Source organism: Thiorhodococcus drewsii AZ1 (assembly GCF_000224065.1).
In the GTDB taxonomy this organism is placed as follows: domain Bacteria; phylum Pseudomonadota; class Gammaproteobacteria; order Chromatiales; family Chromatiaceae; genus Imhoffiella; species Imhoffiella drewsii.
The window spans coordinates 40476-52562 of sequence record NZ_AFWT01000023.1; the positions used below are offsets into that span (position 1 = coordinate 40476).

Below are 12087 nucleotides of genomic sequence, written 5' to 3' on the forward strand. Positions count from 1 at the left end.
GTCGTCTTCCTGAGGTCAAAAGCTGTATCGCAGCCGAATGTTCAGCATGTCGTTGTCCGCGAACTGCCCGTAGCGACTGTCCTCGGGCCCTTCGAATAGGAGCAGCGAGGCCCCGAGCAGCCAGTCGTCGCCGAGGCGGTATTCGGCATAGGGTTCGAAGGTCCAGCCCTCGTTCGCGAACGAGGCCACGCCCCGGATGCCGGCCTCCAGATCGTCATGAAGAAAGAGATCGTGGATCTCGTAGGTCATGCCGTGGTCGTAGGACTCGCCGGCCAGGTCCGCGGCATCCGGGATCGAGGTGAAGTAGTACTGCAGGTTGGTATAGAGGTTGATTCCGAAGGTCCGGTCGATCCCGACGACCCCCTCGACCACCGAGCGTCTGTCGTACCCAGGCGTTGCCTTGTCGTCGCGCAGCATCATCGGCAGATCCGGCTTGAGGGAAAGCTCGCCGCGGATGGTCGAACGCTCCAGTCCCTTGGCGACATTGATGCCGAATGCGGAGAAGGTCGGATGAATGGGGGTGAGGCGCGGGACGGCCCTGCCGTTTGAATCCAGTACCAGATCGCGGGCGAGCACGGCTGAATCGAGGCGTCCATGGAAGCCGATGAGCGCAAGGTCCCAGCCGGAGGTGGTCACGGCGAGACGGACCCCGAACTCGGCATCGTTCCAGAGGTCGTCGGGCTTCTGCTGATCCGCGAAGATCAGCTGCCCCTGGGCGTCCGCCTTGCGCAGCTCCTTGAGCGCATAACCCTCCCAGGCCGAGCCCGGGGCGTTCAGCTCGTCGACTTGGGCCAATGGGACCACCACTGCCTCCAGCGTGGCCTCCTGCAGGGGGCCGACGGCGGGAAGCCGGACGATCGCCTGTCCGAGCACCACGGGCACCCGGCTGTCCGCCCGGCCGGAGGCGATGGGATCGCGGTAGTCGAGCGGATTGATGAGGTCGAGCGGATTGATGCCGTCGCCCATGCCCCAGCGCAGCATCTTGCGCCCGACCACCAGATCCAGATTGTCGCTATCCAGGGTGACGAAGACCTCCTCGGCGTGCAGGCGCAGGGTATCGTGGTCGTCGGACAGATCGGCTGCCGCCGGGTCGATGTCGAGGGCGCCGGAGGCGAAGAAGCGGACCTCGCCGAGGTTCCCGGCCGTGCCCTCCGGCAGCAGGGTGCCGTCGGCCTCGAGCCAGAGCCGCTGGCGGGTCGAGATGGCCGCCTGGTCCGCTCCGGTGCGGATCTGATCGCGGCTCTCGAGATAGCCGTGCAGGGTGAGTCCCGCTTCGGCCTGCGCATCCTGGCCGGGTTCGGCCGGTTGTGAGACCGACTCGAGCGCGGCAAAGGGATCCGTCTCCGATCCCGAGCCGAAGGGGTCTCCGCCGAGGCCGCCGGCGGGCGCCGGTTCCCGTGCATGGGCCGGGGTCGCCAGCGGGATCAGCAGAGCGAAACAGGCTGCGAGCCGAGCTTTCGTCACGTTCCGACCGCTCAGCGCTTCAGATTGCTCTGCAGGAACAGGGTCTCGTCCAGACCCTGGTCGTAGACGATCTCCGAACGTTGAAACAGGGTGCGGGTCTTGCGGCTCGGGGTCTCGAAGAGGCTCTTGGTGATGGTCCAGATACCGCAGATCTGCTCGAATCCGCCGTGGGTGGCAGTCTTGAGGAGCTTGCCCCGCTTGTCGTAATACTCGACGCGCACCGGCAGATAGACATCCTTGTGGATGTACTGCACCCGCTTGGAATAGTTGGTGTCCTTCTTGAGCTCCGGGCGCGGGACGGACTTGATGACGAAACACTCGGCACCGTTCAGCGTCTCGCTGCCGAGGAGGCGATGGGTATCGTCGTCGACGCCGCGATCCTCGATGTCCTCGTTGGCGAGGTCCGAGCGCATGAAGGACCCTTTCTTCCCGCCGCCGCTGATGCGCCGGACCAGACTCTCGGCCGGGAGGAAGACCCACATGTCGTCCTCGCGCGCCGGGTCGTCGTAGGACCAGGTCAGGTAGGCGGTTCCGTACACGTCGGCCGGCTCGACGAAGCGCACCAGTGTGCGCTCGTCCTTGAGATCCTCTCCGTACTGCTTGGTCCAGTTCTCCATGCGCCGGACCAGCTTCTGGTTCCCCCGTTCGATGATCATGGTGGAGACCAGCCTGGTATCGCGGCTGGTGTCGACCGCATCGACCTTCAGCATGATGTCGCGGCCGCTCGGCTCGGCATGGGCCGGTCCACAGAGCAGCAGCAATGTCGTCGATAGGATGAAAAGCCTGTTCATGGCGGAATGCTCCGGTGATGGGTGATGGATCTGGCGATGCATGAGTTCAGAATCGGTATCGCACCCCAATCCCGACCGTTCGCGGCTCCCCGAAGGTCGCCAATGAAACGCGTTCTTCGAAACCCGCCACGACATCGCCCGCTCGGATTCTCCGAGTCGAGACCAAGCGCAGGCATCCGCGAGTTCGAGAATGTCGGTTCAGAGAGGCGGGGACGGGAAACGCCATGAATCGGCGTTTCCCTGGGGGCGATTACTTGACGTTGAAGGTCAAGCTGGCTCCGGTGTAGACGTGCTCGGCCTTGCCCTGCAGATCTGCGAGGGGGCCATCCGGGGTGACGTCGTCTTTGTGGTTCACCGAGATCATCCATTGCCCGGCGCTCTGGACGCGGAATTGCGCCTTGCCCTCCATGATGTAGGACATCAGGTAGAAGCCGTCGCTTTGGCCGAAGCTGCTGGAGTGCGCCGTGATGTATTCGATGCTCTTGGCCGTCGCATTCAGGGGTTTGCCGTAGAAGAGCACGTCCACCTCGACCAGATCGCCGACATGGAGGTCGCTCAGGTCGGTGCGCGGAATGATCTCCAGGGCCTGACCCAATGGCTCTGGCGCGGTCCATTCGCCCACCGTCAGATAGGACTTGGCGAAGGCCTGGTATTTCACCGACATCAGGACCTTCTCGATGTCGTCGAGCTGATCCTTGGACTTGAGCTTCATCCGCTGCCTGCCGTCCTTGTCGATGTACTGGGTGTAGAAGGTGGGCTTGGACACGGCGCTCAATTGATAGACGCCCTTGGCGCTGCCCTCTTTGAGGGCGATCTTCTGGGTGCCCAGGTCTCCGGCGAAGAGATCGAAATTGTCGGTCTCGAGCTCCGGGGTGCTCAGCTTGAATTCCGGAACCAGGAGGGCGGTCTTCTCGAGGGCCGGGTCGAACAGCTCGAAGCGCTCGATGGCGATGCGCCCGTTGGGGGAGGTGAGGAGGTCGTCCATGGGCAGGGCATGGCCCCATCCCAGAGACACCATGGTGTGTCTGGGCTCGTGGGCATGGGACTCGAAGGAATTGATCCAGACGGAATGGGCCTGGACCTGCGCGGTCGCCGATAGGGTGGCGGCGGCCAGCAGGGCGGAGATTCGGTTCATGTGGTGACCTCGTTGTTGCGTGATGGATGGGCGTGCGTCAGCGCGGCTCGCCAGCAGCGCTGTTTGGAATGGTTTGGGGGTCGGTCGGGGGCAGGGTGTCGCGGTCCGGCTCCGTCTCGATCAGATGCCAGGCCTTGGCCCGCTGCTGGGCGTCCCACATGGCGCGGTAGCGTCCGTCGGCGGCGAGCAACGCGGCGTGTCGGCCCCGCTCGACCAAGCGTCCGTCCTCGAGCACCAGGATGGCGTCGGCGCCGGCGATGGTGGACAGCCGGTGGGCGATGACGATGACCGTCTTGTCGCGCACCAGTGCGTCGATCGCCTCCTGCACGGAGCGTTCGCTCTCGGTGTCGAGCGCGGCGGTCGGCTCGTCGAGGACCACGATGGGTGCCTGCTTGAGCAGGGCGCGGGCGATGGAAATGCGCTGACGCTCGCCGCCGGAGAGGCGTCCGCCGATGTCGCCGAGAGGTGTGTCCCAGCCCTGGGGCAGTCGCTCGATGAAGTCCAGGCAGCGGGCAGCGCGGGCCGCGGCCTCGACCTCGGCGTCGCTGGCGTCGGGCCGGGCCATGCGGATGTTGGCCAGCACCGTGTCGTCGAACAGATAGACGTCCTGGAAGACCACCGAGATCAGGCCGTTCAGCGTCTCGGGCGGGATGGCGCGTACGTCGACCCCGCCGATGGTGATCGTGCCCCGCTGCGGATCGGCATGGCGCATCAGCAATCGGGTCAGAGTCGACTTGCCCGAGCCCGAGGGGCCGACCAGCGCCGTCATCTGCCGTGCCGGCAGTTCGGCGTCCAGGTCGCGGATCACGGGACGATCGCTCTGTGCATAGCCGAAGGTCACGCCCGAGAAGGCGATGTCGAACTCCGTCGGTACCGCCGTCGGTGTGCGCTGCGGCAGGGGCTCGATGGCGAGCAGGGCCTCGATGCGCTCGAGCGCCGTCTCGATCAGTTCGAGGATGGCGGTGTAGTTGACGAAATTGGCCAGCGGTTCGGCGAAGCGCGAGACCATCACCAGCAGTGCCGCCAGGACGGCGACATCGAGCGTGCCGGCGATCACCCAGGTGACGCCGACGGCGACGACCAGCAGCAGTCCGAGTTCCACCAGGCTCGCGATCAGCACCTTGGGCCGGTTGCCGGCGCGCTGGGCCCGGCTCTGCACCAGACGCAGTTCCTCGAATCCCTCCTGCAGGCTGGCCGCCCGCTCCCCGGCGCAGCGCGCGGCGCGCAGCACCGGCAGTCCCTGGGTGTATTCGAGGATGTCCCCGTTGATGCGCTGATGCGTCTCGGCGAGACGGCGCATGTTGCGGGCGAAGACCGGTCGGCGCCAGCGGTAGAGCGGGAGGATGGTCGGGAAGATCAGCAGCAGGATCAGTCCCATGCGCCAGTCGACGAAGAGGGTGGCGAGCGCTGCGACCAAAGGGGTGACGATGGCGCTCAGGATCAGATTCACCACCGTGAGCAGATAGTTGAGGTTCTCGTCGACGTTGCCGAGCAGGGTCGAGCTGACCTCTCCGGTGCGCTTGTCCTGCAGCCGCTCCAGGGGCATGCGGCGCAGCTGCTCGCCGAGCCGGGTGCGCAGCTCGTGGGTCGCGGCGGCCATGTGGCCGTCGAAATCGAAGCCCTGGGCGCGCCAGCGCGCGAACGTCGCCAGTCCCATCAGTGCGGTCATGACCGCGAGCCAGGTCCAGACGGCCGGCCAGTGAGGATCCGGCAGGACGGCCGAGAAGAGCGGCAGCAGACAGGCCAGTGCCAGACCCTGGAGGGCGGCGGCGATGGTCAGTCCGAGCAGTGCCGCCCGGAGCTCGGCGGCGCGCGTGCCGGAGCTGCGCAGGAGCTGGCGGTAGGTCTCGAGCCAGGGTGTGATGGGGCGCGGACCCGCGCTCGGGGCCGACATGGTCGGGCTGGAGTCGGTCGTCATGATGGCATCTCCGCGAGGCGGGCGGGGGAGGGGGCGTGCGCGCTCGGCGGTGCGTCTGGGTGCAGCATCCACGCCTGGGCCTGTTCGTAGCCATGCCAAAGCCGGGCGTAAAGCCCGTCTTGCGCGAGCAGATCGTCGTGACGGCCGCGCTCGGCCAGGCGTCCGCGATCCAGGACCAGGATCTGGTCGGCGTCGCGGATGGTCGAGAGACGGTGGGCCACCAGGATCACGGTCTTGCCCCGCATCAGCTGCGACAGGGCCGCGACCAGGGCCAGCTCGTTTTCCGGATCGGCGAAGGCCGTGGCCTCGTCCAGGACCAGGATCGGGCGGTCCTGGAGGATGGCGCGGGCGATGGTGATGCGCTGGCGCTGGCCGCCGGAGAGGAAGATGCCGCGCTCGCCGGCGCGGGTCTCGTAGCCCTGGGGCAGGGACTCGATGAAGGCGTGGGCTTGGGCCGCGCGGGCGGCCGCCTCGACCGCCTCCTGGCTGGCGTCCGGTACACCGAGACGGATGTTCTCGGCGATCGAGCCGGCGAAGAGGAAGGTGTCCTGGAACACGAAGGAGACCTGGCCCATGAGATCGTCGGCGCGCATCTCGCGCACGTCGACGCCGCCGACCAGCACGCGCCCGGCCGTGACGTCCCAGAAGCGCGGGATGAGCCGCGCGACCGTAGTCTTGCCGGCCCCCGACGGACCCACGAGCGCGGTCACCGTGCCCGGCGCGGCAGTGAAACTCAGGTCGGCGATGGCCTCTTCCCCGTCCGTGTCGTAGCGGAATCCGACCCCCTCGAACACGAGGCTCGCGTCCTGCGGGCGGTGTGCCTTTTCGGGCGCGACCTGCGGCAGCTCGGGCCTGTCCATCACCTCGTCGATGCGCGCGATGCTGAGCTTGGCCTTGTCCACCAGGTGATAGAGGCTCATCAGCGGCATCATGGCCTCGGCCATGCCGGTGCCGATCAGCAGCACGGCGAGCCAGGTCGAAAAGTCCAGCGACTCGCTCCAGCCGAGCCAGGCCCCGAGCCACAAGAGGACGGCGAGCGTCGGCATGGGGTTGAGCACCGCCATGCCGAGCCGGCCCGAGAGACTGGCCTCGCGGTACCAGTGGGTTAGGAATCCGAGATAGGCCTCGAGCGCGCGCTGGAAGCGGCCGAAGGTGTCGGTGCCTGTATCGAAGGTGCGCACCACCGGCATCGCCTGGACGAACTCGACGACGGCAGCGCTGACGCGTTCGCGTGCGGCATGGTAGCGGCGTACCAGTTCGGCGCGGTCGCGCATCGCCAGACTCATGGCGGCGAAGCCGAGCGCCAGCACCGCGACGGCCGCGAGTGCGAGACGCCAGTCGAGCCAGATCAGGGCGATCAGGGTGATCGCCGGACCCGCATAGGCCCGTGCATAGAGCGGTGTGCTGTCGGCGACGAAGATGTGAAGCTCCTTGACGTCGTCCTGGATGACCTTGGCGAGCGCCCCGGCGCCGATGCGCTGGATCTCGCCGAGCGAGACCCGTGCCAGGTGCTCGGCGAGCCGGGTGCGCAGGATCTGCTCCAGTCGGAAGGCGGCGTAGTGCGACTGGTCGAAGGAATTGATGCGCAGCAGATAGGCGAGCACCGTACAGACGAGGACGCCGAACATCGGCGTCCAGGGCCAGTCTCCTGGGGCCTCGATCAATCGATGGATCACCCAGGCGAGCATGGCGAGCGCCACCAGTCCCAGAAACGTTCCTAATCCCGCCAGCGCCATGGCGAAGCGGATCTGGCCCCGAACGGGCTGCATCACGTCCCAGGGGTTCTTGTCGTCGGGCTCGGATTTCTCTCGATCGGTATGCATCGGGGCTCCCAAACAAATAGCGATTGAGAATTATTCCCGTATATGCGCCGCAAGGATGAGCCGAAACGGGAATCCTTCTATCTGGATCGGGAACTTTCCGGCTTGGTCGTTTGCTGCGGCGGACAGGACTGGGGCATGCTCTCGATCGGCCACGGATATGAGAATGATTCTTCTTATCTGGGCTTCTTCGTTGAGGCTTGCGCCGCTGGTGCGCCGTTGCCTCATTCTGAAACCCTCGTCGGAGTCGGTGCGTGGCGCGGAGCAGTAATCGCGCGGGCCATGCCCTCGTTCAGGAGTGATGCATGTCCAATTCTCGTATCCATCTCGCGCAAACCGTCCTGTTCGGATGGAGTCTGGTCCTGATGGGAGGTCTGCCGAGACCGGCGACGGCACAGGAGACCGGCCTCGAAGACGGTGTCTCGCTGCCGACCCTGATCGTGACGGCCGAGAAGCGCGAGCAGTCCCTGCAGGACGTCCCCCTAAGCGTGTCGGCGATCGATGAAGTGGAGCTGGAGGACGCCGGCATTGAGACCGCCGACGACTTGGATGCGCGCGTGCCGAGCCTCTACATCCAGAACGGCGCGACCGCCACCAGCTTCATGTCGCTGCGCGGCATCGTCAGTCAGCAGACGCCGGGGGCACCGGCGGGGATCGGCGTCTATGTGGACGGCGTGATCCGCATGGACCCCCTGAGTGCGCTCATGAGCAACGTGGACCTGCTCGACGTCGAGCGCGTCGAGGTGCTGCGTGGCCCACAGGGAACGCTCTGGGGACGCAACACCGAGGCCGGCGCCATCAACATCGTGACCCGCCGACCCGACAACGAGGCGCGCGCCAAGGCGCGGGTGACGGTCGGCAACGAGGGATACCGTGTCGGCGAGCTCAGCGGCAACATCCCCTTGATCGATCAGGAGATGTTCCTGAGTCTCGCGGGCGTGCGCACCCTGCGCGACGGCTATTCGACCAACACTGTGTCCGGCCAGGACGTGGACGACGTCGACGAGGGCATGTTTCGCGGCAAACTGCGCTGGCTGCCGCTCTCCGGGCTGGACGTCCAGCTCACGGTGGACAAGGCCGAGGCACGTGACGGGACCTACGACTATTCCTACGTGAGCGGCAGCGATATCTCGAACGCGACTCCACGCAAGATCACCTCCGACCGGGACGATCAGCGCGAACATCACGATTCCTACGGTTTCTCCCTGGATGTGAACTACGACATGGATGTCGCCACCCTCACATCGATCACCGCCTACCGCAAGAACGAGACCGAAAATCTCGGTGATACAGATTTCTCCGCCTACGACATTATGGAAGCCCTCGCTAAGCTGAACCAAGAGCAATGGACCCAGGAGTTGCGGTTGACGTCCAAGGAAGACGGCGGACGCCTGGAGTGGCTGGTCGGCGTCTTCCTCTTCGACACCAAGCACGACAACTGGCTGGACAGCACGACCGGCAGCGACGCGATGGCGGTGTACGGATATCCGGAAGGGTTCCCGCTTTCCGTGGGCAGCGACGAGTTGGAGGAACAGGGACAGGCGGTCTTCGGCTCGGTCAGCTATGACTTGACCGAGCGCTGGAGCCTGACCGGGGGACTGCGCTACGAACACGAGGAGAAGGACTTCTCCAGCAGTGGGCTGCTGTACGGCGAACCCGTGCGCTTCGACAAAGACGCCAGCTATTCCGAATTCCTGCCGAAGCTCTCCGTGTCCTACAACTGGTCGCCGGACCTGATGGCCTACGCCAGCGTGTCGCAGGGCGCGCGCAGCGGCGGCTTCAACAGCCCCCTGGTGAGCGCCACGGGTAACACCTACGACAACGAACTCAGCACCAGCTACGAACTCGGCCTCAAGTCCATCTGGTGGAACCGTCGCCTGCGTCTGAACGGTGCCATCTTCCGCATGGACATCGACGATCAGCAGATCGGCCAGACGGTTCCGGGCACGGCATTCGTCATCACCACCAACGCCGGCGAGTCGCGCAACTACGGCGTCGAGCTGGAAATGCAGGCGGCCGTGACCGAGGAGCTGGAGCTGATCGCCAACGGCGCCTATCTGGACACGGAATTCATGGACTATGTCGACCCCTCCGCCGGGGCCGACTACACCGGCAACAGCGCACCCTTCGCGCCTGATTACACCTATCTCTTGGCGGCCCAGTACAACAAGCCACTCGGCAATCTGCTCCTGGGTGCGCGCCTGGAGCTGAAGGGCACCGGGCGCGTCTACTTCGACACCGCCAACACCCTCTCTCAGGATCCCTACGCCCTGCTCAATCTGCGGCTGGGACTGAGCAGCGACGACTGGTCGGTCGTGCTTTGGGGCAAGAATCTGACCGACGAGGACTACATCCGCTACGCCTCCGCCTACGGCACGGACGCCCTCGCCATCTTTGGGGCGCCCCGCACCTTCGGCGTGACCGCCAGCTACGCCTTCTAGCCTCGGCGCCGGGCGCCGCCAGCACGAAGGCGGCGCCTCGATATCGAACACGAATCGCAGTCGGCGACCGCCTTTTCGGTTGCCGAGGGGCTTTCGACGTCCTTCACCTTGACGAGAACAGGATATGACTGAAGCGAAGGCGGGATTGGCCGCTCTATTGGTCCGTTATCGCTGGTGGGCGCTGGTGCTGCTGGTGTTGCTGACGGTCTTTCTCGCCAGCCAGTGGAGCCACCTCTACACCGAGCACGAGGACCGAGCGCTGATGCCCGGAGATCGCGCCCAGCAGACCCTGGACGACTTCTGGAAGACCTTCGGCAACGACGATTTCATCTACATCCTGGTCGATACCGAGGGCGTGCTGGATCCTGCGGTGCTCGAGCGTCTCGAGACCCTGGCGGTCCGGCTGCGCTTGGACGTTCCCTATCTGCGCCGACTCACCTGGCTGGGCAACGCCGAGCAGGTGATCGGGGTTCCCGACGGCATCGAGGTCCGTCCCCTCATGGAGCGGATTCCCGAGCAAGGACCTCGGATGGACGCCCTGCGCGAACGCATCGCCGGGGATCCCCAGCTGCTCGACAACCTGATCTCGCGCGACGGGCGTACCGCCGCCCTGCTGCTGGAGCTGGACGACTATCCCGAGGACACGTCCGATCATGCCGCCGATCCGCGCGGGGCGGTCGCCGAGGCCGTGCCGCGCATCCTGGCGGATTTCCCGGATCTGACGACCTATGCCGTGGGCGGGCCCATCATCAACGCCACCTACAGCAAGATCGCCGCACAGGAGAGCGCCTCGCTCGGCCTCTTCACACTGGGGCTCATGGTCGTGCTGCTGGCGCTCACCACGCGCAGCCTCTCCGGGGTGCTGATCCCATTTACCGTGATCCTGGTCAGCCTGGTCTGGACCTTCGGCATCATCGGGATGCTGGGCGGCGGTCTGTCCGAGCTGGCGATCATGCTGCCGATCCTGCTGATCTGCGTCGGCATCGGCGACAGCATGCATTTCGTCGCCGAGCAGCAGCGCCGCTTCCGGCTCCAGGGCGCCGGCGGGCACGAGGCGCTGAACGCGAGCATCCTGGAGACATGGCGGCGCGTTCTGATGCCCATCTCGCTGACCAGTCTCACCACGGCCGTCGGCTTCCTAGCCTTTCTGACCATCGCCATCGTCCCGATCCGCGAAATCGGTCTGCAGGCGGCCCTCGGGGTGGTGGTCGCCCTGATCGTGTCGGTGACGCTCACCCCCATCCTGGCGTCCTTCTCGCGGTCCCGGCGCACGGGACGCGCGGTGTCGCGGACGGACGGGGGCCGCGATCGCATCGACGGCTTCCATCGCCTGCTGGCGGCGGCCGGCGACCTCGCCGTCGCCCATCCGCGCCGCGTCTTGGCCGCCTTCCTGGCCGTGAGCGCCCTGAGTCTGGCGGGCTACGCCCAGGTCGAGACCGAGACCAACTCGGTCAAGGACTTCGCGCCCGATCACCCCTTGCGCCAGGCCTACGAATACGTCGACCGCCAGATGGGCGGATCCATGGCGCTGGAGGTGGTGCTGGACTCGGGCCGCTCCGACGGCATCAAGGATCCGGCATTCCTGCGCCAGATGGAGGCCTTGCAGACCTATATCGACGACCATCGCCTGACCCGGCGCACCGATTCCATCCTCGATGCCGTCAAGCGCACCCGCCAGGCCCTGAACGGCAGCGATCCGGCCTTCTACCGCCTCCCGGAGACCCGCCGCCAGGCCGCCGAGCTCTTGTTTCTCTACGAGACCGGGGGCGGGGCGCTGCTCGACCGCTTCGTCGGCTTCGACTACGACCGCGCCCGTCTGCGCGTGCGCACCCAAGGGCTGTCGACCGCGGACGTGCATCGCTTCATCGCCGATGTCGACCGCTTCGTCCAGTCGGAACTCTCGTCCGACATCCAAGTGACCTACACGGGCACCATGGCCATGATCGCGTCGCTGGCCGGGCATATCGTGCGCGGTCAGCAATCCAGCTTCCTCGCCGCCTTCAGCGGCATCGCATTGCTCCTGATCCTGGTGCTGCGGTCGCTGCGCCTGGGGCTGATCGCCATGGTGCCCAATCTCTTTCCGGTCCTGCTGGCGCTGGGCGTCATGGGCCTGGTCGGGATCCATATGCACATGATGCTGATGATCCTGGCGCCGATCGTCATCGCCGTCTCGGTGGACGACACCATCCACTTCTTCTACCGCTTCCGCCTCGAGTTCCTGCGCACCCCGTACTACGCCCAGGCCATCCACCGGACCCTGGTCAGCGTCGGCCGTCCGCTGCTGTTCACCACCCTGGTGCTGAGTATCGGCTTCAGCGTCCTGAGCGCCTCCTCCATCGACACCCTGAACGACTTCGGTCTGCTCTCCAGCTGCGCCTTCGTCGGTGCCCTGATCGCGGATCTGCTGCTCGGCCCGGCGCTGCTGGTGCTGCTGAAGCCGCTGGGCGAGGAGGGGGGCCGCCGGGAGGCGAGCACGGCGCTTGGCGACGAGGCCCGCGTCTAGATGCTGCGATCGCCG

At 66.0% G+C, this 12087-nt stretch carries 7 protein-coding genes; 2 read left to right on the forward strand and 5 right to left on the reverse strand.

Annotated elements, in window-relative coordinates:
* Positions 1 to 15: 15 nt before the first annotated feature.
* From THIDRDRAFT_RS15415 to THIDRDRAFT_RS15435, 5 genes are all read right to left on the reverse strand, one after another.
* Entirely contained in the window at positions 16 to 1464 is a 1449-nt protein-coding gene (locus tag THIDRDRAFT_RS15415) for a DUF1302 family protein (protein WP_007041804.1), read from the reverse strand.
* Positions 1465 to 1475: 11 nt separating this feature from the next.
* On the reverse strand, positions 1476 to 2255 hold the full coding sequence (locus THIDRDRAFT_RS15420) for an outer membrane lipoprotein-sorting protein (protein ID WP_007041805.1): 780 nt from the start codon (positions 2253 to 2255) through the stop codon (positions 1476 to 1478).
* A 250-nt stretch (positions 2256 to 2505) separates the two neighbouring features.
* The gene (locus THIDRDRAFT_RS15425) at positions 2506 to 3390 is read right to left on the reverse strand and encodes a DUF4198 domain-containing protein (RefSeq protein WP_007041806.1); all 885 of its coding nucleotides are present in this window, start codon (positions 3388 to 3390) and stop codon (positions 2506 to 2508) included.
* Positions 3391 to 3427: 37 nt separating this feature from the next.
* Entirely contained in the window at positions 3428 to 5308 is a 1881-nt protein-coding gene (locus THIDRDRAFT_RS15430; protein ID WP_007041807.1) for an ABC transporter ATP-binding protein, read from the reverse strand.
* A complete protein-coding gene (locus THIDRDRAFT_RS15435; RefSeq protein ID WP_007041808.1) occupies positions 5305 to 7131 on the reverse strand; it encodes an ABC transporter ATP-binding protein in 1827 nt (608 codons plus the stop codon). Before THIDRDRAFT_RS15435 ends, THIDRDRAFT_RS15430 begins: the two co-directional genes overlap by 4 nt.
* A 302-nt stretch (positions 7132 to 7433) precedes the next feature.
* Here THIDRDRAFT_RS15435 and THIDRDRAFT_RS15445 point away from each other — a divergent pair, with 302 nt between their 5' ends.
* A complete protein-coding gene (locus THIDRDRAFT_RS15445; RefSeq protein WP_007041809.1) occupies positions 7434 to 9569 on the forward strand; it encodes a TonB-dependent receptor in 2136 nt (711 codons plus the stop codon).
* 124 nt (positions 9570 to 9693) lie between these two features.
* Entirely contained in the window at positions 9694 to 12072 is a 2379-nt protein-coding gene (locus THIDRDRAFT_RS15450) for an efflux RND transporter permease subunit (RefSeq protein WP_007041810.1), read from the forward strand.
* Positions 12073 to 12087 lie beyond the last annotated feature (15 nt).

Coding starts and splice junctions, on each gene's coding strand:
- THIDRDRAFT_RS15420 (WP_007041805.1), bottom strand. CDS start 2,255: ATGAACAGGCTTTTCATCCTATCGACGACATTGCTGCTGCTCTGTGGA.
- THIDRDRAFT_RS15425 (WP_007041806.1), bottom strand. CDS start 3,390: ATGAACCGAATCTCCGCCCTGCTGGCCGCCGCCACCCTATCGGCGACC.
- THIDRDRAFT_RS15430 (WP_007041807.1), bottom strand. CDS start 5,308: ATGACGACCGACTCCAGCCCGACCATGTCGGCCCCGAGCGCGGGTCCG.
- THIDRDRAFT_RS15435 (WP_007041808.1), bottom strand. CDS start 7,131: ATGCATACCGATCGAGAGAAATCCGAGCCCGACGACAAGAACCCCTGG.
- THIDRDRAFT_RS15445 (WP_007041809.1), top strand. CDS start 7,434: ATGTCCAATTCTCGTATCCATCTCGCGCAAACCGTCCTGTTCGGATGG.
- THIDRDRAFT_RS15450 (WP_007041810.1), top strand. CDS start 9,694: ATGACTGAAGCGAAGGCGGGATTGGCCGCTCTATTGGTCCGTTATCGC.